Origin of the sequence: Bartonella pachyuromydis (assembly GCF_039543065.1) — a bacterium.
GTDB lineage: Bacteria > Pseudomonadota > Alphaproteobacteria > Rhizobiales > Rhizobiaceae > Bartonella > Bartonella pachyuromydis.
Genome location: NZ_BAABJA010000006.1, coordinates 43,069 through 64,204, shown reverse-complemented (window position 1 = coordinate 64,204; position 21,136 = coordinate 43,069). Strand labels below are relative to the sequence as shown.

23 protein-coding genes are annotated in these 21,136 nt (G+C 37.2%); 10 read left to right on the top strand and 13 right to left on the bottom strand.

Annotated features, from left to right (window positions below; translation table 11 throughout):
- Positions 1 to 84 precede the first annotated feature (84 nt).
- Positions 85 to 291, top strand: coding sequence for a hypothetical protein (locus ABD917_RS05615; RefSeq protein WP_273720394.1), 207 nt, complete (start codon positions 85 to 87; stop codon positions 289 to 291).
- On the opposite strand, the gene dprA is transcribed toward ABD917_RS05615, so the two are convergent.
- Genes dprA through ABD917_RS05595 form a run of 4 tightly spaced genes read right to left on the bottom strand, consistent with a single transcriptional unit; the run spans position 221 to position 4,299 of the window.
- Positions 221 to 1,429, bottom strand: a complete 1,209-nt coding sequence (dprA, locus tag ABD917_RS05610) for a DNA-processing protein DprA (RefSeq protein WP_486303678.1) — start codon at positions 1,427 to 1,429, stop codon at positions 221 to 223. The two genes, ABD917_RS05615 and dprA, sit on opposite strands and share 71 nt — an antisense overlap.
- Positions 1,404 to 2,036 (bottom strand): glycerol-3-phosphate 1-O-acyltransferase PlsY, encoded by a 633-nt coding sequence (gene plsY, locus ABD917_RS05605; RefSeq protein ID WP_345119127.1) that lies wholly within the window; start codon positions 2,034 to 2,036, stop codon positions 1,404 to 1,406. Before plsY ends, dprA begins: the two co-directional genes overlap by 26 nt.
- 11 nt (positions 2,037 to 2,047) lie before the next feature.
- A complete protein-coding gene (locus ABD917_RS05600) occupies positions 2,048 to 3,349 on the bottom strand; it encodes a dihydroorotase (RefSeq protein WP_345119126.1) in 1,302 nt (433 codons plus the stop codon).
- Complete coding sequence (locus ABD917_RS05595) at positions 3,346 to 4,299, bottom strand: aspartate carbamoyltransferase catalytic subunit (RefSeq protein WP_345119125.1); 954 nt, start codon at positions 4,297 to 4,299, stop codon at positions 3,346 to 3,348. Before ABD917_RS05595 ends, ABD917_RS05600 begins: the two co-directional genes overlap by 4 nt.
- Before the next feature lie 125 nt (positions 4,300 to 4,424).
- Here ABD917_RS05595 and ABD917_RS05590 point away from each other — a divergent pair, with 125 nt between their 5' ends.
- Positions 4,425 to 6,053, top strand: coding sequence for an acyl-CoA dehydrogenase family protein (locus tag ABD917_RS05590; protein WP_345119124.1), 1,629 nt, complete (start codon positions 4,425 to 4,427; stop codon positions 6,051 to 6,053).
- On the opposite strand, the gene ruvX is transcribed toward ABD917_RS05590, so the two are convergent.
- A complete protein-coding gene (ruvX, locus tag ABD917_RS05585; protein ID WP_345119123.1) occupies positions 6,038 to 6,517 on the bottom strand; it encodes a Holliday junction resolvase RuvX in 480 nt (159 codons plus the stop codon). The genes ABD917_RS05590 and ruvX overlap by 16 nt on opposite strands.
- 138 nt (positions 6,518 to 6,655) lie before the next feature.
- Between ruvX and gatC the strand changes: the two genes are divergently transcribed.
- Complete coding sequence (gene gatC / locus ABD917_RS05580; RefSeq protein ID WP_345119122.1) at positions 6,656 to 6,943, top strand: Asp-tRNA(Asn)/Glu-tRNA(Gln) amidotransferase subunit GatC; 288 nt, start codon at positions 6,656 to 6,658, stop codon at positions 6,941 to 6,943.
- 30 nt (positions 6,944 to 6,973) lie between these two features.
- Positions 6,974 to 8,455, top strand: coding sequence for an Asp-tRNA(Asn)/Glu-tRNA(Gln) amidotransferase subunit GatA (gene gatA / locus ABD917_RS05575; protein ID WP_345119121.1), 1,482 nt, complete (start codon positions 6,974 to 6,976; stop codon positions 8,453 to 8,455).
- 78 nt (positions 8,456 to 8,533) lie between these two features.
- Here gatA and ABD917_RS05570 read toward each other — a convergent pair whose 3' ends face one another.
- From ABD917_RS05570 to ABD917_RS05550, 5 genes are all read right to left on the bottom strand, one after another.
- Positions 8,534 to 9,244 (bottom strand): ABC transporter ATP-binding protein, encoded by a 711-nt coding sequence (locus tag ABD917_RS05570; RefSeq protein WP_345119120.1) that lies wholly within the window; start codon positions 9,242 to 9,244, stop codon positions 8,534 to 8,536.
- Entirely contained in the window at positions 9,231 to 10,013 is a 783-nt protein-coding gene (locus ABD917_RS05565) for an ABC transporter ATP-binding protein (RefSeq protein WP_345119119.1), read from the bottom strand. Before ABD917_RS05565 ends, ABD917_RS05570 begins: the two co-directional genes overlap by 14 nt.
- Positions 10,010 to 11,068: a branched-chain amino acid ABC transporter permease gene (locus ABD917_RS05560; RefSeq protein WP_345119117.1), complete on the bottom strand. Its 1,059-nt coding sequence runs from the start codon at positions 11,066 to 11,068 to the stop codon at positions 10,010 to 10,012. The genes ABD917_RS05565 and ABD917_RS05560 overlap by 4 nt, the downstream gene beginning before the upstream one ends.
- Entirely contained in the window at positions 11,068 to 12,144 is a 1,077-nt protein-coding gene (locus tag ABD917_RS05555; protein ID WP_345119116.1) for a branched-chain amino acid ABC transporter permease, read from the bottom strand. Before ABD917_RS05555 ends, ABD917_RS05560 begins: the two co-directional genes overlap by 1 nt.
- Before the next feature lie 118 nt (positions 12,145 to 12,262).
- Positions 12,263 to 13,390 carry an ABC transporter substrate-binding protein gene (locus ABD917_RS05550; protein WP_345119115.1) on the bottom strand — a complete coding sequence of 376 codons (1,128 nt, stop codon included), beginning with the start codon at positions 13,388 to 13,390 and terminating at the stop codon, positions 12,263 to 12,265.
- Between the two features lie 320 nt (positions 13,391 to 13,710).
- Here ABD917_RS05550 and ABD917_RS05545 point away from each other — a divergent pair, with 320 nt between their 5' ends.
- The 4 genes from ABD917_RS05545 (at position 13,711) to ABD917_RS05530 (ending at position 16,681) form a co-directional block, all read left to right on the top strand.
- Positions 13,711 to 14,286, top strand: coding sequence for a cold-shock protein (locus ABD917_RS05545; RefSeq protein WP_345119114.1), 576 nt, complete (start codon positions 13,711 to 13,713; stop codon positions 14,284 to 14,286).
- Positions 14,287 to 14,542: 256 nt separating this feature from the next.
- Positions 14,543 to 15,061, top strand: a complete 519-nt coding sequence (locus ABD917_RS05540; RefSeq protein ID WP_345119113.1) for a DUF192 domain-containing protein — start codon at positions 14,543 to 14,545, stop codon at positions 15,059 to 15,061.
- Positions 15,058 to 15,843 (top strand): alpha/beta fold hydrolase, encoded by a 786-nt coding sequence (locus ABD917_RS05535; protein ID WP_345119112.1) that lies wholly within the window; start codon positions 15,058 to 15,060, stop codon positions 15,841 to 15,843. The genes ABD917_RS05540 and ABD917_RS05535 overlap by 4 nt, the downstream gene beginning before the upstream one ends.
- A gap of 625 nt (positions 15,844 to 16,468) precedes the next feature.
- On the top strand, positions 16,469 to 16,681 hold the full coding sequence (locus ABD917_RS05530) for a DUF3126 family protein (protein ID WP_208440958.1): 213 nt from the start codon (positions 16,469 to 16,471) through the stop codon (positions 16,679 to 16,681).
- A 45-nt stretch (positions 16,682 to 16,726) separates the two neighbouring features.
- On the opposite strand, the gene radC is transcribed toward ABD917_RS05530, so the two are convergent.
- From radC to sfsA, 3 genes are read right to left on the bottom strand one after another with little or no spacing between them, the layout of a single operon-like run.
- Positions 16,727 to 17,521 carry a RadC family protein gene (gene radC, locus ABD917_RS05525; RefSeq protein ID WP_345119111.1) on the bottom strand — a complete coding sequence of 265 codons (795 nt, stop codon included), beginning with the start codon at positions 17,519 to 17,521 and terminating at the stop codon, positions 16,727 to 16,729.
- Between the two features lie 17 nt (positions 17,522 to 17,538).
- Positions 17,539 to 18,369, bottom strand: a complete 831-nt coding sequence (gene map, locus ABD917_RS05520; protein WP_345119110.1) for a type I methionyl aminopeptidase — start codon at positions 18,367 to 18,369, stop codon at positions 17,539 to 17,541.
- Positions 18,362 to 19,078, bottom strand: coding sequence for a DNA/RNA nuclease SfsA (sfsA, locus tag ABD917_RS05515; RefSeq protein WP_345119109.1), 717 nt, complete (start codon positions 19,076 to 19,078; stop codon positions 18,362 to 18,364). The genes map and sfsA overlap by 8 nt, the downstream gene beginning before the upstream one ends.
- 297 nt (positions 19,079 to 19,375) lie before the next feature.
- Here sfsA and ABD917_RS05510 point away from each other — a divergent pair, with 297 nt between their 5' ends.
- Both ABD917_RS05510 and murI read left to right on the top strand, forming a co-directional pair.
- Positions 19,376 to 20,212, top strand: a complete 837-nt coding sequence (locus ABD917_RS05510; protein WP_345119108.1) for an RNA methyltransferase — start codon at positions 19,376 to 19,378, stop codon at positions 20,210 to 20,212.
- On the top strand, positions 20,205 to 21,017 hold the full coding sequence (gene murI / locus ABD917_RS05505) for a glutamate racemase (RefSeq protein WP_345119107.1): 813 nt from the start codon (positions 20,205 to 20,207) through the stop codon (positions 21,015 to 21,017). Before ABD917_RS05510 ends, murI begins: the two co-directional genes overlap by 8 nt.
- The last annotated feature ends 119 nt before the right edge of the window (positions 21,018 to 21,136 follow it).

Here is a 21,136-nt window from a genome sequence, read left to right as displayed (position 1 = left end):
ACTGTTAATACAAGAATATATGGCTAAGTACTAAGATAACATCTGTTGAGAAGTAGGAGGGAAAATGCTCAAGGATAGAAAATTATGTTTATAAATCATTTAAAAGTTATCCAATACATTACAGATATGTCCAAACAAATGAATCAAATGGCACGTCAAGCGCACAGCCCGCTTTTAGCATTGCTTTTGGATATGGTTGCTAAAGAAGGGCAAAGCATTATTAATAGTGCTGAGGCTCTTGGAGAAGATCCGAACTCGACAATGACACATAACCACCAGCATGTCGAGTAAGCTTCCCGGCAAGCTCAAGTTCAACCAACAAGAGGTAGAGATTTGGAAGCGCAACACCTGAATGGGTACTCAGTGTGTCTAAATCAATGGGGGTTGTTGAAAGGGCTGAGAGAACAGTAGCACGTTCTTTGTCGTCTCCAAAGTAAGAGGGGTTGTTATATTCATTAAAATTATCCTTTTCAAATTGTAATGTGGCTGTTTCTCCTTCCTCAAAAAAGTTAAGTTGGAAATTTGCTGGTGATGGAGTTAAAGGTGAAAGCATTTCTATGATATCGGAAGGATGTGTTGTTAGCAGTGCACCATCCTTAATGAGATTGTTCGTACCAACAGACCTTGGATCAAGTGGAGAACCAGGAATAGCAAAAATCAATCGTCCCATTTCAGCGGCTTGACGTGCGGTAATTAAGGACCCTGATCGCAATGCTGCTTCCACAACCAAGAGGCCAAGTGATAGACCCGCAATGATACGGTTTCTTCTGGGAAAATCGATAGCGCGTGGCTTCCAAGAAATAGGCATTTCACTAATAATAGCTCCACCATTAGCAATAATATCTTCATAAAGTTTTTTGTTCTCAGGTGGATAAATATGCTCAATTCCACCAGCCATTACCGCAACGGTGCCCGTTAAGAGACTTGCCTGATGTACAATGCTATCAATTCCACGAGCTAGTCCAGAAATTGTTGTAAAGCCAGTATCGCCAAGAAAATGAGCAAATTGAGAAGCTAGTTTTTTGCCAGCTGCCGAAGCATTTCGAGATCCGACAATTCCAACAGAAGGTTTTTGAAAAACCGAAATATCACCTTTTACGGCTATAAGAGGTGGTGAAGCTTCCGTCACCTTAAGAAAGACTGGATAATCCGGTTCTCCTACACCGATAAAGCGAATCCCTAGCTTTTCGGCTTCTTGCATTTCTTTTTCGGCTTCTTCTATTGTTGTTATGCGAATAGATGCAGAAAGGCCGCCTTTTCTACTGAGTTCAGGAAGTGCCGCTAAAGCGTTTTCCGCTGTTTTATAATGATCAATGAGAGTACGAAAACTCACTGCTCCAATATTTTCACTACGCAATAATCGTAACCAATTTAGACGTTGACGATCAGTGAGCAGGATTCCTTTATTCATCCCCGTTTTGCGTACCAATCTTGCTTTCTTTCCCAATTAATAATCTATTGATATTTGCGTAATGTTTTATATATATAAATATGCTCATCGCAATTAGCATACAATAGAAATAGGAAGTGGAAAAATAAAAAACAAATATTGGAGTCACTACAACAGCAACGAGCGCAGACAAGGAAGAATAACGTGTGAGTAAAAAGATCACCATCCACACAATAATGAAGGCAATTGCGGCTGGCCAGTAGACTCCTAAACAAACACCAAGATAGGTTGCAACGCCTTTTCCACCTTTAAATTTAAGCCATATAGGGAAAAGATGCCCCAAGAAAGTAAAAAAACCCACTAGAGAAATAATGAGACTATTTTCTATCGGATTACTTAAAAGTTTTATAACAAGAATAACAACAGTTCCTTTCAACATATCAAAAAGAAGTGTCAAAGCGGCAACTTTTTTATTTCCTGCCCGTAGAACATTTGTAGCTCCAATATTACCAGAACCAATTTTTCTTACATCACCAAGCCCAGCCAATCGCGTAAAAATTAGTCCAAATGGAACTGATCCAATAAGGTAGGACATGAGAAAAATAAACCATGGAGTAAATTGGAAAAGTGTTTCACCTTCAATCATAAAAAATCTCATTAAGTTTCTTGATCAAGTCTAAAAATTGATTGTCCCTTAACAAAGGTTTGAAGGACTCGGCCTTGAAAGCGTGCATTCTCAAAAGGCGTATTTCTTGAGCGTGAATACAATCTATCTGTAGAAACGACCCATGGCTCTTCAAGATCAACCAAAATCATGTCTGCATAGGCACCTTTTTTAAGAGTTCCTGCATGAAGACCAAAGAGTTTTGCAGGTGCTGTTGATAACAACTCAGTGAGTCGTAGAAGAGATATACTTTGATCATGATAAAGGCGTAAAGCCGCACTCAATAAAGTTTCCATACCAATAGCACCTGAAGATGCTTCATTAAATGGTAAATGTTTTGTATTAGCATGTTGAGGATCATGAGAAGAAACAATGATATCTATGGTTCCATCTTTTATTGCTTCAATCATTGCTATACGATCTTCTTCTGTACGCAATGGGGGCATAAAACGAAAAGCCGTACGATATTCACCAATGTCATTTTCATTAAGAGATAAATGATGAATAGATACACCGGCTGAGATCTTCTCATTGCGTTGTTTGCTTAAACGAAGTGCATCAGCAGAGAGGGCTGTCGATATTTGTGCTGCATGATAACGTGTTTGTGTTAACGCTGCTAATCGTAAATCTCTTTCGAGTGGAATAACTTCTGCTTCGCGGGGAATACCAGAAAGCCCTAACCAACTGGCGAGCAGTCCTTCATTCATGACACCTTTTCCGGTAAGTTCCTTATCTTGTGTTTCATGTATCAATGGAACATTAAAATCACGAGCATAAGTCATTGCGCGCCGCATCACAGATGAACTTTGCAATGTTTTTTTTCCTTCACTAAAAGCAACTGCTCCCGTATCTTTTAGTAAGCCAAATTCGGTGATTTCTTGTCCATTAAAACCTTGCGTAATTGCAGCAACAGGATAAATATTGACTAATGATATTTCCTGCGCCGTACGCGTAATAAATTCAACAAGTGCTCTATTATCGATAATTGGATGCGTATCAGGCATCATAAGAAAAGAAGTAACACCACCTGCTGCTGCAGCTTGGCTTGCTGTGGCAATGGTTTCACGCTCTTCATTTCCTGGCTCCCCAACAAAGACTTGTGCATCAACAAGTCCGGGGAGAATTGCCTTATTTTGTGCATTGATAATTTCTGCTCCTTCGGGAACTCCTTGATTTAAAGCTTCTTTTCCAGCGACTGTAATTCGTCCATTTTCAACAATAACCGTGCCAATTTCATCAATTGTGCGCGAAGGATCAATAATACGGGCGTTTTGCAAGACAATTGGCTTTATCATTTTTTTTCTCCACTGAACTGAAGACGTGAATCCAATAAAGCTTCCATGACAGCCATACGCACAGCGATTCCCATTTCTACTTGGGTACGAATCATACTATGTGGTCCATCTGCTATTTCAGATGAGATCTCCGTACCACGGTTTATTGGACCTGGATGTAGAATAATGCAATTGTTTTTGGCATAAGCTAAATTTTCTTTATGCAAGCCAAAATAATGAAAATACTCACGAATGGAGGGAATAAAAGAACCTGTCATACGTTCATGTTGTAAGCGTAGCATCATGATAACATCAGCACCTATAAGACCTTCTTTCATGGTGTTAAAAACCTCAACACTCATATCAGCAATTCCTGTGGGTAAGAGTGTGGAAGGTGCAACAACACGAACTCTGGCTCCCAAAGCATTGAGACTTAGGATATTGGAACGCGCAACACGTGAGTGCAAGATATCTCCACAAATTGCAACAGTTAATCCCTCAATACGGCCTTTTGTTCTTTTAATGGTCAGAGCATCTAATAAAGCTTGGGTTGGATGTTCATGGGCGCCATCACCCGCATTAATAATACAACAATCAACTTTTTGTGCTAACAAAGCAGCTGCTCCAGCACTACTATGGCGAATGACGAGTATATCTGGTTTCATCGCATTGAGGGTTGTAGCTGTATCAATTAATGTTTCCCCCTTTGTTACAGATGAATTACTAATAGCCATATTCATCACATTTGCTCCTAACCGTTTGCCGGCTAATTCAAAAGAGGATTGTGTTCGCGTAGAAGCTTCAAAAAAGAGATTAATTTGAGTCCGTCCATATAATATAGATTTCGTTTTATTATTTTTTTTAGAAAGAGTAACATTTATATCTGCACGATCAAGCAATGTAGATAGGTCTTGTACACTCAAACCTTTAATACCTAAAAGATGTTGATGGGGAAAAATATTTTGAGTCATAGCATTCTTTTCTATCTCTCTCTAAACAGACTAAACAAGAATTTGTTTGAACATGATAAATGTTTTTTAACTGCAAAAAGACAATGTGTCTATGATATGAATGATTTGAATGATGGAATGTGCCTATGAATGCTGTATCTTTGCAAAATACTCGTCGAAAAAATGCGTTTCTCAGTGATACGCTTATGTTTCGTATTGCTTCTAGTTTGCCTAAATTTTTATTAGCAAGTTTTGAGGAAATAGGGGATTTTGTAACAAGCCATGAAGCATGGGAGCTTTCCTGTTTGGCGAATCGTTATCCTCCAGTATTGCGCTATAACGATGAATGGGGGCAACCGATAGAAAAATTAGAGATACATTCTTCTTATCAGGCTCTTCAACAATATTCGAGACAAGCTGGTTTAGTTACGTCTCTTTGGGAAAATTCTACTTTAGAAAATGGGGTACGCTATCAAGCACGTGCTATTCGCTTAGCTTTATCTGCTAGTTTGGAAACAGGGCATTTGAATGAGGTTATTATAACAAGTGCAACTATTGCAGTCTTAATTAGTGATATTGAACTTTTTAGAAAATGGCAAAATTTACTCTTATCACGACAATATGATTTATCCTCAAAGCCTATTCATAGTAAAAAATCGGCCTCACTTACTTGTGCTTTTGATGATATTGCACAACCAGAAAAATACGCTTTCAATTTTCCCAGTGTTAAGAAAATTTCTTTTGATGAAAAAATGGGGCGTAATCTCTATCGTTTAAATATTATAAAAAACAATGTTATTAATCCTATAGTGGACGGATATCTTGTGAGTGCAGAGTTAGATGGTCATGTAAGCTGCTTTTTAGTTCCACGTATCCAAGAAAATGGCGCATTAAATGGATCCATTAAAATTCGCCATTTGCTACAGCGTTCCGGAGAGACTTTAACACCAGAAGGTGTTGTTGATTTTCAGGGAAGTTATGGTTGGCTGTTGGGAAATATTGGAGAGGGGACTAAAGTCATTAAAGATATCGAAACAATGATGCGTTTTGATCAATCTGTCATATCGGCGGGCGTATTGCGAGCTGCACTTCAATTTGGTATAGATTTTTTTCGGCAAAAAATGCCAGATCAGCTTTTACCACCACTAACAGAACGTATTTTTGCAGATATTGCACTGGATATTGCAGCTGCACAAGCATTGGTTTTACGTCTAGCACGAGCCTTTGACAATGCCGCAAATGATCGCTCTGAAGCAGCTTTTGCAAGGATTATGACCCCTATTATTGCTTATCACATAAGCCAATTAGTTATACCTATTATTGGCGAAATTATTGCACAGCTTGGTATTGATAGTTTTGTAGAAGGAAATCCATTATCGCAAATGTTGTGTAATGGACCTGCACGAATTGTAAGAAATATTTCTGCTAATCAATTGATAAAGGATGCAATTCTCATCGCTGAAAAAGCACCAGGATTGTTCCAGAAATTGTTAGAAAAAATTGCTCTTGACATTGGGCCTGCAGGACCACGAGCCATTGAGATTATTAAATCTGCGGCAGAAATGGCAACAGCAAACGAGGGGGCAGGAAGATTTTTTGTTGAGCAAGTAGCATATGCAGCAGCTGCTGCGTCATTACGTTCTACGGATATAGAGCATGTTGCAAATGCCTATATGGAAAGCCGTCTTGGTGGGCAATGGAGATCTTCCTATGGGATGCTTATTGCACGATATAATGCCGGACATTTGCTCAATGTTCTTTATCCATCTATATGATGAAGACTCTGAATTCTGTTAAGAGCACCTTGCAATATGAAAGCGGCAGCAGCCGAATCAATGCGACTTGCTCTTTTAGTACGCGATACGTCCATTTCTAAAAGAGAGCGTTCTGCAGCAATTGTTGATAAGCGTTCATCCCAAAAAATAAATGGAATTTCTGTATGCGCTTTCATATTACTTACAAAAGTTTTCGTCGCTTGAACACGAGGACCACTGCTTCCATCCATGTTGAGAGGTAAACCAATGACAATAGCTCCCACATTTTCACAATCAAAAATTTTTATAAGTATGTGGGCATCTATTATAAATTTTTTTCGTTGAAGTACAGGACGCGGATTTGCAAAAGTTAAACCCATATCGGAAATTGCAATTCCAATTGTTTTTGTCCCCAAATCTAAACCTGCTATTGTTTGCCTAGGCAAAAGATGATCCATAACTTCATTGATGTTAATAATGGCCATAAGATTTATAATTCAAGTCTTTTCGTGTTTCAGATTCATAGTTATAGTTTCTTTGCATTATCAATATTCTTGCGCTTGCAAACGTAGCCTTGTATAGCCAATAATAAATATCAAAATAAAAAAGAAGAAAGGCATAATATGTCTGTTGATCAAGAAACCGTCAAGCGAGTAGCGCATTTAGCGCGTATTGCTATCCATGAGAATGAAGTACAGCGTATCACAAAAGAACTCAATGCCATTTTAGGTTTTGTAGAACAATTAAATGAAGTGGATGTGAGTAATGTTGAACCATTAACGTCCGTGATACCAATGACGTTACGAATGCGTGAAGATAATATTACAGATGGAAATAAAGCAGCAGATATCGTAGCAAACGCACCTGTTACGGAAGACAATTTTTTTCTTGTCTCAAAAATCGTCGAATAATTTTTTTATTTTAAAAACTTGAGCATTAATATGACTGATTTAACAACCTTTACAATTGCACAAGCTCGTAATGCTCTTATAAAAAAAGAGTTTAAAGCAATTGAATTAACAGAAGCTTATTTAAAAGAAATTGAATTGGCTAATCCAATTTTGAACGCTTATGTAGCGATAACGGCAGAACAAGCAAGAAAAATGGCTACTGAATCAGATAGCCGTTTGGCTAGAGGGCAGGGGGGAAACTTAGAAGGAATACCACTGGGTATTAAGGATCTTTTTGCAACACAAGGTGTCCATACACAAGCTTGTTCCCATATTCTCGATAATTTCAAACCATTTTATGAATCAACGGTGACTGCTAACTTATGGCAAGATGGAGCGGTTATGCTCGGAAAACTTAATATGGATGAATTTGCTATGGGTTCATCCAATGAGACGTCATATTATGGTCCTGTTATTAGTCCGTGGAGGAGAAAAGACTCCAATGAAAAGCTCGTGCCAGGCGGTTCCTCAGGAGGATCGGCTGCTGCTGTTGCGGCGCGGCTTTGTGCTGGTGCAACAGCAACAGATACAGGTGGTTCGATACGTCAACCTGCTGCATTCACTGGAACAGTGGGAATTAAACCAACTTATGGACGTTGTTCACGGTGGGGAACCATTGCTTTTGCTTCCTCACTTGATCAAGCAGGGCCTATTGGGAGAGATGTCCGTGATTGTGCTATTTTACTTCAATCAATGGCTTCTTTTGATGAAAAAGATTCTACTGCAGTTCATTTACCTGTTCCTGATTATGAAAGTTACCTTGGACAATCAATAAAAGGAATGAAAATTGGTATTCCGAAAGAATATCAATTGGAAGGGATGTCTTCTGAAATTATTGAACTTTGGCAAAAAGGTATGAATTGGCTAAAAGATGCAGGTGCTGAAATACGCGATATTTCATTACCTCATACAAAATATGCCTTGCCTGCTTATTATATTGTAGCTCCTGCAGAAGCATCTTCTAATTTAGCGCGTTATGATGGTGTTCGTTTTGGTTTGCGCACGCTAGGAAAAGACATTATTGAAATGTATGAAAACACCCGTTCGGCAGGGTTTGGTGATGAAGTTAAACGGCGTATCTTGGTTGGTACTTACGTACTCTCATCAGGTTATTATGATGCTTATTATCTTAAAGCTCAGAAAGTGCGAACACTCGTAAAACGTGATTTTGATCAATGTTTCGCGTCTGGTGTTGATGCTATCCTTACACCCGCAACACCAACACCAGCTTTTAGCATTGCTGATGAAAAAATTAAAAATGATACCATAGCAATGTATCTCAATGATGTTTTTACTGTACCAGTTAATATGGCTGGTCTACCAGGAATTTCTATTCCTGCTGGTCTCTCATCAAATGGTTTGCCACTAGGCTTGCAATTAATTGGCAGACCTTTTGCTGAAGAAGTTATCTTTCAAATCGCCCATATTATAGAACAAGCGGTTGGAACGTTTAGTGCTGAAAAATGGTGGTGATAATTTAAAAAAGCATTTCTCTGATGGGAGAGAAATGCTTTTGAAAATATAAATTTATTGCTTTTGCATTTTATCGTTCTATCCCCCAAGATATGCCTTTTTAACACGTGAATCAGAAAGCATGGTTCTGCCTTCACCGTGAAATAGAATATGCCCTACTTCTAAAATATAAGCATAGTCTGCAATGGAGAGTGCTGCAAATGCATTTTGTTCAATGAGAAGAACAGTTTTTCCCATATCATTAATTTTTTGGATAATCGAAAAGAGTTCTTTTACAAGCAGTGGTGCTAACCCCAGAGAAGGTTCATCTAATATTATCATATCAGGATTGCTCATAAGTGCACGGCCCACAGCAAGCATTTGTTGTTCGCCACCTGACATTGTTCCTCCCAATTGCTTTGCTCTTTCACGCAAACGTGGAAAAAGCTCAAATATCCATTCGATGTCGCGGGCAATTCCTAACTTATCGTGACGAATATAAGCGCCTAGATGAAGATTCTCTAAAACAGTGAGATGGGGCATGATGCGCCGCCCTTCAGGACTAAGTGCAATCCCTAATCGCAAAATCTTTTCTGGCGTTTTTTTTATAATTGATTCACCTTTATAGATAATCTCTCCATAAACAGACCGATTCAGTCCTGTGATAGAGCGTACAATGCTACTTTTTCCTGCTCCGTTAGCACCTATTAAAGTGACTATACTTCCTTTTTTGATAGACATAGAAAGATTTTGAATAGCTTTAATAGCACCATAATGAACGTGAAGATTTTTGATTTCAAGAATATCCATAAACATCTCCGCCGAGATAAGCTTCAATAACTTTAGGGTTGTTAAGAATTTCATTTGGTGTGCCATTGGCAATGCAACAGCCATGTTCCATTACCCAAATATATTGGCAAAGTCCCATAACAACTTTCATATCGTGTTCTATAAGCAGAATTGTAAGATCAAAATCTTTTTGTACTTTTGCTATAAACTGTCTAAGATCTTCACTTTCTTGGGGATTCATTCCAGCAACAGGCTCATCAAGAAGAAGTAATTTTGGCTTTGTTGCTAACGCCCGTGCAATTTCCAAACGCCTTTGTACACCATAAGGCAAAGTCGTTGCAAATTGGTTGGCAAGGTGATCAAGCTGCAACCGCTCAAGAAGTTCCATAGAATTTTTATGGATTTCCCTTTTTTCTTTCATTGCATTGGGAAAAAACAAAGCTGAAGAAAACCATGGATGCTTTTGGCGAACATGTGCACCTACCATAACATTTTGCAAGACTGTCAACCCTGAAAAAAGGCGAATATTTTGAAATGTTCGTGCAATATGACGTCTACAGATAATATAAGGAGGAGCTCCAGAAACTTTTTGTTTATCAAAAAGAATACTCCCACTTGTAGGTGCATAAAACCCCGAAATCATATTAAAAACGGTGGTTTTTCCAGCACCATTTGGACCAATTAATCCAGTAATTGTTCCTCGTTTGATTGCCATATTAATATTATTGACAGCAACCAACCCGCCAAAACGCATCACAATATCATTGAGTGAAAGAATATTGTCGTTCATAGCTTTCCCTCAGTATTAGAGAGCTTCTTGCGTGTTAAGAAATTATAAATTCCATTCCATGAAAACTCACGTTGTCCCAACAAACCTTTTCTCCAAAATAAGATAATGACGAGCAATAAAAGAGAAAAAATAACCATTCGAAGCCCTGGTGTTTCTGGAATATGTATAAAACCTAAGTCAAATGGGCTTTCAATAATACGAAGCCATTCAAGCATGACTGTAATAACAACGCTCCCAATAATGCTCCCCGTAATTGAACCAAGACCACCAGCAACCACAATCATCAAAATATTAAAAGTAAGCAAAAAGTTAAACATTTTAGGATCGATTGTTGAAATAAGAGCAGCCATCAACGCTCCTCCTATACCTGCAAAAAATGCACCAACAGTGAAGGAAAAACTACGATAAAAAAAGGCATTAATTCCCATTGTTTTTGCGGCAATTTCATCATCACGAATAGCACGCAAAACATTACCTGTATTGCTTCGTAATAAGAGAATAATAAAGGTTACTGCAAATGCTAACCAACCATAATTCCACCATAATGTGGCATTTTGAGGTATCCCTTTTATTCCCAAAGAGCCATTTGTCAGGGAAGTAGCATTTGTAATAACAATGCGGATAATCTCTGCAAATCCTAAAGTAGCAATTCCAAGATAATCACCACCAAGACGCAAAATAGGCAGAGCAATCAACAAACCTACAACTGCAGCACACACACCACTTACAACAACAGCTAGAAAAAAAGGCAACTGCAGATGATGTAATGGCTCCGCTATAGGATCAAGAATCCACATCATTTCTTTTTGTTCAGGCGAAAGAAGTAAAATTGCACAGACATAAGCACCAATGGCCATAAAGCCAGCATGTCCAAGAGAAAACATACCCGTAAAACCGTAAATCAAATTAAGCGAAATCGCCAATATCGCATTAATAGCAATAAGATTGATAATACGAAGTGTGTAATCATTAAAATGATTATCAGCATAAAACAAAAAGCCAACAAGAGCTAAAATACTGATACACGAAAGAAAAGTCGTCACTGATTTTATCATTAGATTTTCTCCTGACTTTTTTTGCCCATTAAGCCGGTGGGCATGATCAATAAAATCAGAATTAATAAAATAAAAGCAAAGGCATCTCGATATCCAGATAATGCAGGAAAGAATGCAATAATCATGATTTCAATAAATCCAAGTAATAACCCTCCCAACATTGCCCCTGGAATTGAACCAATACCTCCAATAACGGCAGCAATGAATGCTTTGAGGCCAGGAAGAACACCCATATAAGGATGAATTTGGGGATAGCGGAGTGACCACATAATGCCTGCAATAGCGGCAAGTGCAGAGCCTATTCCAAATGTCAATGCAATGACTTTATTGACAGAAACTCCCATCAAACGCGTTGTTTCAATATCATGAGAGATGGCACGCATAGCAAGACCGGGTTTTGTTTTATGGATAATCCACAGCAGTAAAATAATAAGAATAAATGAGACAACAGGAACGATGAGAGACATGGGAGCAATTCTAATAATTTTATTTGCTCCTGATTCTAAATGCCATAGAAACGGCATTACAAGAAAATCTGGCTGTTTAACACCCTTGGGGACTCCACTAAAAAGTACAGTCGCAAGATTTTCAATAAAAAAGGAAACGCCTATGGCTCCGATAAGTGCTGAAATACGCGGTGCATGACGTAAAGGTTTATAGGCAAATTGATCAACAGTAATTCCCACGGCGCTTGTAATAAAAATTGCAAAACAAAGGGCTAAAAACCAAACCGGCGTGAATTCTTGTGGAGAAACTTTAAAGTAATAAACAAACCCTAAAATAAGAATTAAAAAAAGAGCAATCCAATAAATTGGAGGGCGTCTTTTGAACCCTATAAACACCGAATAATAAATAAAAAAAGCAAGTAACAAAAGAAGAACAGCAGCCCAAGCAGGCATAAAGCTAATGGTGGAAAAGAAAACAAAATATGCTCCCAGCATAAAGATGTCACCGTGAGCAAAATTAATAAGCCGCAATATACCATAGACCATGGTGTAACCAATAGCGATAAGTCCATATAGAGATCCTAATGCCAGTGCATTAAAAAAATACTGGATGAACATTTCAGTGCTCATCTCTCATCCTTCCACGTTTATTAATTGATATAGGATAAAATAAGGAAATCCCAAATTTGAGCTGAGGAAAGAACCCTCAACTCATATTTATGTTTTAGTTAGAAAAATTTCTCATTTATTAAAAAGCAGGCTTAACTTCATCTAAATAGACACGTTTTCCATCCTTTATTTCAATTATACCAATAGGAATTTTAGGATTATGATTTTCATCCATAGACATATCACCAAAGGGCGTTTGAAAACCTTTTAATTGGCTAAGTGCAGTGGTAATCTTTTCCCGATCAGCACTACCAGCATTTTCAATAGCTTTCATGAACATCATATAACTTGTATATCCCAAAACAGAATTGATATTTGGTTCTTGATCAGGATAAGTTCTTCTCCACTCCTTGGTAAATTCTTGCGCAGCTACTGACATATTTGGCATATTTTCACTGTAGGGAAGCGTTGTATGTAAGAAGCCTTCTGCAGCTTTTCCTGCAATTGCAACGGTTTCTGGATTATCCATAGCATCCCCACCCATGATTTTGAATCTTGCCCCTAATTCTCGGGCTTGTTTTATGATAATAGCACCTTCAGAGAAGTAAGACGGAATAAATAGGATATCGGGTTCTTGCGCTATAATTTGTGTGAGAACCGCTGAAAAATCTTGATCTCCAGAATTATAGTTCAAATTTACGATAACTTCACCTCCTAATTTTTTAAAAGCACGTGAAAAATAACTCGCAAGACCAATCGCATAGTCACTTGATATGTCTTTAAGGATAGCAGCTTTCTTTGCATGTAAATTTTGACTTACATAAGTTGCAATACCAGCCCCTTGATAGGAATCAATAAAGCACGTGCGGAAAGAATATTTTTTACCCTGTGTAACAAGTGGATTTGTTGAGGAAGTTACCACAGTCGGTGTCTTTGCTTTTTCAGCTATCTCACCTCCAGACAACGAGAGTGAAGAGCCATAACTACCGATGATTCCATTCACTTCTTCACTTGCAGTCAACCGCATAACAGCATTAGCAGCTTCCACTTTGTCAGATTTATTATCAATAACAATAAGTTCCACTTTACGCCCCAATACTTCTGGAACTTTTTTATGTGCCAATTCTATACCTTTAATTTCGAGTTGTCCTCCAAATGCATTTTGACCACTTAACGGAAGATAAACACCAATTTCTATAGGCTCACTCGCATAGGCACTTACGACAAATGTCATAAAGAATGCGAGCGTAGTGAGGATTCTCTTCATTACGCACTTTCCTTGATTTCAACTGTGATCTTTCTACCTTATCTTGAACTTCTTCATCATGCAAGTTCTACATCTATGAAAATATCATTGTGTGAAAAACTTTTGTGTATTTTTGTCACAGGTACTGTTGTAAAAAGAGTACATAATTTAAAGAAAATGTGATTAAATATTTTTGTGAATTATATTGATATTAACATTAAGGAATATGACAATGTGGGGAAATCTTATCTTGGGGCTTGCGTGTTGATACAAGAGCAATGTTTACTTAAACATAGAGAATCAATATCGTACAATTTAGAGCTACAGGGTCACGTTTTATTATGACGAGTAAGGATACATTAAAGGATTATTCCCTATCTGAAGATAGTGTAAGTGCTTGTGGTGAAATTATTGAAATTAGTGGTGTCATTAAGTGGTTTGATGGGAGTAAGGGCTACGGGTTTATTGTACCTGATTTGCCTCATTCTCCCGATATATTGTTGCATGTTACGGTGATGCGTCGAGATGGTTTTCAAACAGCTTTAGAAGGTGCTAAAGTTGTTTGTGCTGTGGAAAAGACTGAACGAGGATTAAAATGTGTTCAAGTGAAGTCTATAGATTGTTCTTCAGCGACTCATCCATCAGAAATTCCAGCCCGCACTCATGTTGTTGTTACTCCAGAAAGCGGTTTAGAGCGCGCAATTGTCAAATGGTTTAATCGTGATAAAGGATTTGGTTTTCTTAGTCGTGGACAGGGAACAGAAGATATTTTTATTCATATGGAAACGTTGCGCCGTTTTGGTTTAGCAGAACTTCGTTCTGGTCAAGTTGTTCTTGTGCGTTTTGGTAAAAGTGAAAAAGGCTTGATGACAGCAGAGATTTATCCAGACATAGGGATTCCATTTTCTACACATTAGATTGCATTTTTGAAATTAAACGGTTGTTTTATTTTTTTAGAGCTGTTGTTCCACAGGGATAAGAAAAGATAGCTATATTTAATGTCAGTATCTCTAAGAGAGAATATATCTGTAAAACCGTTAGTTAAATAAAGTAGATTACCGATATTGCATTGAGAGCAGTTAGAAGATAGCTCTTTTGTTTTTTACATTTTAAGTTTTTCTACTCTTTATTGTATATAACAAAGTTGAAAAGTTGTCTTTGATGGAGATAAAAATGTTAAAGCCTTTTAGAAAAAAACACATCATTGTATGGATGCTGTTTTTTGTGTTAGAAATAAATATGGCTGTAGCAAAAAAACCTATAGAGCTTCCTGTCCATCCGACTCCTTTGGAAATACAGACAAAGCAAGGTGTGATTTCTTACAAGGTAGAGATTGCTTTTACGCCATCTCAAGCGAGTGCTGGTTTAATGTATCGTACTGATTTTCCATGTGATCGCGTAATGCTTTTTAAACAGCAAGGAAGTGAACAGTTAAAAGATAAGCAGAAATTTTTTATGTGGATGGCAAATACCCCTTTGCCCTTAGACATGATTTTTTTAAACGCTGAGGGAATTATCGTATCGATTGTTGAAAACACCACTCCATTTTCAACAGATACTATTTCATCAGAGGTGCCTGCGACTTTCGCACTTGAGGTTAATGCTGGTGAAGTTTCTGAAAAACAGATAAAGAGGGGACAACGTGTTCGTCATCCAGCAATTTGTGGAAAATGCGAAAGTGATACAAAATGACCGCAGAAGATATTCATTTTTTTGAATATGAGGGCTTGCGATTTTCCTATCGGGAAGATGGACAGGGGGCGCCTGTTTTGTTGATTCATGGTTTTGGCTCTTCTGCACGTGTGAATTGGTATGCAACAGGTTGGTTTCGTACTCTCACTGAAGCAGGATATCGTGTTATTGCTCTTGATAACCGTGGACATGGAGATTCAGCTAAAAGTTATGATCCTAGCTTTTATACACCTCAAGCTATGGCTGGCGATGCAATGAGATTGTTGCAGTATTTAGGATTATCTAAAGCGCATATTATGGGATATTCTATGGGATCTCGAATTAGCGCATTTATGGCTCTTTTATATCCAACATATGTACATAGCGTTGTTTTTGGTGGTTTAGGTATTGGTATGGTAACGGGAGCAGGGAATTGGGAACCAGTTGCTGAAGCTCTTTTAGCAGAAGATATTTCTAGCATTACCAATTCGCGTGGCTTGATGTTTCGTAAATTTGCAGATCAAACAAAAAGTGATAGACGTGCTTTGGCTGCTTGTATTATCACTTCAAAACAGGAGTTAACAGCATCTGAGGTTTACAAAATTAAACAACCTGCCCTTGTTGCCGTTGGTTCATTAGATGAGATTAGTGGTGAAGCAGAGCCATTAGCAGCTTTATTGCCCTGTGGCGAAGCTCTATTAATCCCTAATCGAGATCATATGCTTGCTGTGGGTGATAAAGTTTATAAAAAAGCTGTCATCGATTTTCTTTCTCGCCATCCGATCGTTGGAAATTATTCATAAGCTTTAGAGTTCAAAAAAATTTTAATGTTGTTATCTTAGATAAGGTAAAAAGGCTTATTTAAAAATTTGCCTATTATGGCGTGAATTTTTATGAAAAGATGTAAGAAATAACCATTAAATTTTATGAGTATGTTTTCTATATTTGTATAGAAATAAGGCTTCCTTTTATAAATTAACTGTTTCTATTCTAGAAGTAGTTGAAAGGAATTGGTTTTAATTATTATAATAAGACTGTTCATAAACAAAATAGCTATATGCAAGAGAAAAGTGCTTTTGTTTTAGAAAGCTTTCTTTATTAATAAGAACGAATTATACGTGATCAATTCATGTTTTGTCGGAATATGCTTGTAAGCACAGATGTTGAAATTGGGGATAAAATAAAAATTATTGAGAATTTATGATTTTCTAACCATTTTTTTACTTTTTAATCTATACGGTTATATTTAATAGTGATAGCTCCTTTTAGTAAAGGTGCTTTCGTCAATATGTTAAGATAGTGCTGTTTTGAATATAGGTAATATAAATAAAAGTTGAAACTAATATTTACTATCTTTACAGAATCTTAGGAGTGCCTTATTTGCTCTTCAGGATTCAATTTAAGAGTCTCAAAAGACAGGAGAGCATAGTGAATGCTGATGAAATAAAAAAACTTGATAGTTATTTTAAAAATATATTCCAAAATTCAGCATTGCAAGTGAAAGCACGGCCTAAAAAGGATGATTCTTGTGAGGTTTATATTGGGAATGAGTTTCTAGGTATTATCTATCGAGATGAAGATGAGGATGAATTATCCTATAATTTTTCAATGGCCATATTAGATATTGATTTAGGAAATTAGTTTCTCATGAATAATTGGGGGAATTTCTCTTCAAGTTCATATAATTCATATAAGTTTTAATGCTTTAAAGCTTGTATGTCCGTTTCGTGCTATAATAAGATGATCATGAATAGTAATGCCTAGCGCATTTGCTGCATCTTTTAGCATATATGTCATTGTTATATCTGCCTTAGAAGGTCTTGCATCACCTGAAGGGTGATTATGTACAAGGATAAGACCTGACGCGGATAATTCCAAAGCACGAGAGATGACTTCACGTGGATAAACGGGAGTATGATCAATAGTTCCAGTCTGTTGTACTTCATCAGCAAGTAAACCATTTTTTTTATCAAGAAATAAAATACGAAATTGTTCCCGTGTTTCGTGAGCCATAACGGCCTTACAATAAGCTAATACTTTATCCCATGATGAAAAAATATCACGTTTAAACAATTCTGCACGAGCAAGACGCCCAACAACATCTGAAATAATTTTTAAGTCAATTGCAGTTGCTGGACCACATCCTGGAATCTCTTGAAGTCGATGAATATCAGCACCCAATACGTCTGCCAATGAACCAAACCGTGCAATCAAGTTTTTAGCTATTGGTTTTGTATTTGCTCGAGGTATGGTGCGAAAAAGGAGTAATTCAAGATATTCATAATCTTCAATTGCATTTCCTTTTGATTTTAAATAGCGCTTACGGAGACGTTCACGATGTCCTTGATAATGCTTATGTATCTGTGCATTTTTCTGAAGTTTTTTACTTTTTATTTCTGGTATTGGACTGAGTAGAGAACTTGATGTTAATGCAAAATGGTCGCTTTGGTTTTCTCCCTTTTTAGTCGTTTTTTTAGCCATGACATTTCTACATTTATTTAAGCACTTGAGCTTGGAATATAAAAAATATTTTTAGGAGATTGTGTAAAAATCTCGCACCCTTCATTTGTTACACCAATTGTATGTTCGTATTGGGCTGAGAGAGAGCGATCACGTGTAACAGCAGTCCAACCATCAGACAAAATCTTAACCTGTGGTTTTCCAAGATTAATCATCGGCTCAATTGTAAACATCATACCTTGCTTTAGTTCTATTCCTTCTTGAGGATTTCCATAATGGAGAATATTTGGTGCATCATGAAAAAGCTGACCAATTCCATGTCCACAAAAATCTCTCACAACCGAGCACCGTTCAGCTTCTGCATAATGTTGAATGGCTGCACCAATATCACCGGTGGTTGCACCAGGTTTGACTACGGAAATTCCTTTCATAAGACTTTCATAGGTTATTTTTAGCAAACGTTCTGCGGCACGTCTTATTTTTCCAACAGGATACATGCGGCTTGAATCTCCATGCCAACCATCCAGAATAAAAGTCACATCAACATTAACGATATCACCTTCTTGCAAGGGCCTTTTATTGGGAATACCATGGCATACAACGTGATTGATAGATGTACAGCATGAATAGCCATATCCATGATAATTCAAATCCGCAGGAAGAGCACCTCGCTTGGCACCAAAAACAAATACAAAATCATCAATTTCTTGCGTGGTGACACCAGGTTTAATAATGTCCGTAAGTGCATCAAGGCATTCTGCAGCAATGCGACCAACTTCACGCATTTTTGCAAAAGCATGCTCATCAAAAATGCGAATTTGTCCGTTAAATTTTAATGGCATCTTATTATATTCAATATAATTAGTCATTGTTTTTTCTGTTTTCTATTTTTACTCGATGAATCGGAAAAATACCTTCTACACTTACGTGACATTTTACAGCATAAAATTCTACCCCTGATTTTAATGCTAAATTAAATTTACGTCCATAGGTTGGATCAAGGTCATGGCAAATCGTAAAAGTCGAACAATCCTCCCGTTGAACTACGTAAAGCATAGCAGCTCGTTTCCCCTGTTGCACGACTTTTATGAGTTCTTCAAGGTGACGTGTGCCACGTTTTGTCACGGTATCAGGAAATTCTGCCAATCCTTTTTGGCGAATAAAATGGACATTTTTAACTTCTAGATAGCAGTCAGGAAGATTTCTATCACGCAGAAGAAAGTCAATTCGTGATTGCGTTCCACACAATTGTTCCTTCAAAATTGTTTTATATGCGCTTAATTCGGGTAATAATCCTTTTTGAATTGCCTCTAATGCTAGTTTATTTGGTAAAGTCGTATTGATACCAACGAGAGTATTATCTGCCTCAACAATTTCTAATCGATATGCGTATTTTCGCTTAGGATCGTTATGATATGAAAGCCAAACATTGGAGTTTGGAGTTATTAATCCAAGCATTGATCCTGTATTAGGAACTGATACAGTGATGATCTGTTGATCATCCCATTTTACATCAGCAAGAAAACGTTTGTAACGACAGATAAGTTTTGCAGGGAACAGTTTGGGAATAAAGAGCATATTCCTTTCTTAGAACGCATAACTTTATAATTCAACTTAGATTATGGTTTGTAAGTTCTATAGTGTATTAAATAACGTATGGTTTATTAAGCTCATTATATAATCACTCTGGTTTTAAAACTAACGTTTGTTTTTGTTTCCACAATTCATTATTAATCCTTTCATCATAAACTCTGCATGAAAAGACAATATTGACCGTAATTTTTTATTAAAAAGTTATTTCTTGGAATATTTTCTTTAAAAGATTGCGTTGAGAAAATAGCTGTAGGAGTATAATCGTAGAATTAGGTAAGATTGATGGCCGGAACTAATAAGAATCGTGAGAATTTAACAAATGGTCCAATAATTATTTTGGTCGAACCGCAACTTCCTGAAAATATTGGTATGGTAGCAAGGGCGATGGCAAATTTTGGGCTCTCCAAGCTTCGGTTAGTCAAACCTCGAGAATTATTTCCAAATGAAAAAGCCAAAGCAGCGGCAAGTAAAGCAGATCATGTTATTAATGATACAGTTGTTTTTGATAGATTGCCTGATGCGATTGCAGACTTGCATTATGTTTTTGCTACAACAGCACGTGAAAGATGTGGTTTTAAACCGGTAAAAAGTGCTGTTGAAGCAGCGAGTTTGTTACGTCAATGTGAGAGTGTTGGGCATAAAACGGGTGTTTTATTTGGAAGAGAGAGGTGGGGATTAGAAAATAATGAAATCAGTCTTGTTGATGAAATCATTACTTTTCCAGTTAATCCCGCTTTTGCATCCCTCAATATTGCCCAAGCAGTTTTACTTATATCTTACGAATGGATGAAATCAGGTTTGGAAAATATGAGCGATACGGCTTTTCGTGTTGCAGAGATGGAGCCAGCAAATAAAGCAACATTTCATGGTTTTTTATCTCAATTAGAAGAAGCTTTGGATGTTCGTGGATATTTTAGACCTCGAGAACGTAAAGAGGTTATGCTTGCAAACCTACGCTCTGTCTTTACACGTGCTCATTTTAGTGAATCTGAAGTTCGCTTACTACGAGGAATTATCTCTTCATTAGATCATTTTTCTCCTCAATTTCCACGAGGAAGCGGGGCGCCTCTCGAACGTGAACGTAAAAAATTAAAAACAGGTGTAAAAACGGATGGATAAGGGGCCTGTTCTTTTCTTTGATAGTGGCATTGGCGGTTTAACAGTGTTGAGGGAAGTACGTGTCCTTGTTCCTGAAATGCAATTTATTTATGTTGCAGATGATGCTGGGTTTCCTTATGGAAGTTGGGAAGAAAATGTTTTAAAAAGCCGAATTTTAAAGGTTTTTCAAAATCTTTTAACACTCTACAATCCTGTTCTATGTGTCATTGCCTGCAATACTGTTTCTACACTGATGATGACAGATTTACGAGAAAGATTCCCCCATATTCTTTTTGTAGGAACAGTTCCTGCAATTAAATTAGCCGCTGAACAAACAAAATCTGGTTTTATTTCAGTATTAGCTACTCCTGGAACGGTTAAGCGTGCTTATACACATGAATTAATCCATTCTTTTGCTGCTCAATGCCATGTTAAACTTGTTGGAAGTGAAAAACTTGCTGGATTTGCTGAAGATTATTTGCGTGGAAAACCTATAGACTTGAAAGAATTACGCCATGAAATCCTTCCATGCTTTGTTGAAAAAAATGGCAAATATACTGATATTATTGTTTTAGCTTGCACACATTATCCTTTTTTGATTCATTTTTTTCGTGAACAAGCGTTATGGCCAGTTAAATGGATTGATCCAGCAAAAGCTATAGCGAAACACACAAGATCATTATTACCAGAAAAACTATATCCTCAAAATATAAAGAAACATAAGGATTTTGCTTTATTTACATCGCAAAATATAACTTCTTCAACAGAGCGTTTATTAAAAGAATTTCACTTAAATATCATGAAAGAAGTTGACTTTGGGCTGTAAAATCAATAGAAGTTCTGTTGACTATTTCTTTTGAGAAAATGGCATTAATTGACGTGTCCCGTGGATAACTTTACATAAATGTTAGAGTCATCCTGTCAGTCTTCTCTTTGAAGGCAGAG

What these genes read in the sequence shown, in the direction of transcription:
- ABD917_RS05595 (WP_345119125.1), bottom strand. Translation starts at nt 4,299, where the DNA reads ATGACTCAAAATATTTTTCCCCATCAACATCTTTTAGGTATTAAAGGT.
- murI (WP_345119107.1), top strand. Translation starts at nt 20,205, where the DNA reads ATGGATAAGGGGCCTGTTCTTTTCTTTGATAGTGGCATTGGCGGTTTA.
- ABD917_RS05510 (WP_345119108.1), top strand. Translation starts at nt 19,376, where the DNA reads ATGGCCGGAACTAATAAGAATCGTGAGAATTTAACAAATGGTCCAATA.
- ABD917_RS05590 (WP_345119124.1), top strand. Translation starts at nt 4,425, where the DNA reads ATGAATGCTGTATCTTTGCAAAATACTCGTCGAAAAAATGCGTTTCTC.
- radC (WP_345119111.1), bottom strand. Translation starts at nt 17,521, where the DNA reads ATGGCTAAAAAAACGACTAAAAAGGGAGAAAACCAAAGCGACCATTTT.
- sfsA (WP_345119109.1), bottom strand. Translation starts at nt 19,078, where the DNA reads ATGCTCTTTATTCCCAAACTGTTCCCTGCAAAACTTATCTGTCGTTAC.
- gatC (WP_345119122.1), top strand. Translation starts at nt 6,656, where the DNA reads ATGTCTGTTGATCAAGAAACCGTCAAGCGAGTAGCGCATTTAGCGCGT.
- ABD917_RS05555 (WP_345119116.1), bottom strand. Translation starts at nt 12,144, where the DNA reads ATGAGCACTGAAATGTTCATCCAGTATTTTTTTAATGCACTGGCATTA.
- map (WP_345119110.1), bottom strand. Translation starts at nt 18,369, where the DNA reads ATGACTAATTATATTGAATATAATAAGATGCCATTAAAATTTAACGGA.
- ruvX (WP_345119123.1), bottom strand. Translation starts at nt 6,517, where the DNA reads ATGGCCATTATTAACATCAATGAAGTTATGGATCATCTTTTGCCTAGG.
- ABD917_RS05615 (WP_273720394.1), top strand. Translation starts at nt 85, where the DNA reads ATGTTTATAAATCATTTAAAAGTTATCCAATACATTACAGATATGTCC.
- plsY (WP_345119127.1), bottom strand. Translation starts at nt 2,036, where the DNA reads ATGATTGAAGGTGAAACACTTTTCCAATTTACTCCATGGTTTATTTTT.
- ABD917_RS05540 (WP_345119113.1), top strand. Translation starts at nt 14,543, where the DNA reads ATGTTAAAGCCTTTTAGAAAAAAACACATCATTGTATGGATGCTGTTT.
- ABD917_RS05570 (WP_345119120.1), bottom strand. Translation starts at nt 9,244, where the DNA reads ATGGATATTCTTGAAATCAAAAATCTTCACGTTCATTATGGTGCTATT.
- ABD917_RS05560 (WP_345119117.1), bottom strand. Translation starts at nt 11,068, where the DNA reads ATGATAAAATCAGTGACGACTTTTCTTTCGTGTATCAGTATTTTAGCT.
- ABD917_RS05565 (WP_345119119.1), bottom strand. Translation starts at nt 10,013, where the DNA reads ATGAACGACAATATTCTTTCACTCAATGATATTGTGATGCGTTTTGGC.
- ABD917_RS05535 (WP_345119112.1), top strand. Translation starts at nt 15,058, where the DNA reads ATGACCGCAGAAGATATTCATTTTTTTGAATATGAGGGCTTGCGATTT.
- ABD917_RS05545 (WP_345119114.1), top strand. Translation starts at nt 13,711, where the DNA reads ATGACGAGTAAGGATACATTAAAGGATTATTCCCTATCTGAAGATAGT.
- gatA (WP_345119121.1), top strand. Translation starts at nt 6,974, where the DNA reads ATGACTGATTTAACAACCTTTACAATTGCACAAGCTCGTAATGCTCTT.
- ABD917_RS05600 (WP_345119126.1), bottom strand. Translation starts at nt 3,349, where the DNA reads ATGATAAAGCCAATTGTCTTGCAAAACGCCCGTATTATTGATCCTTCG.
- ABD917_RS05550 (WP_345119115.1), bottom strand. Translation starts at nt 13,390, where the DNA reads ATGAAGAGAATCCTCACTACGCTCGCATTCTTTATGACATTTGTCGTA.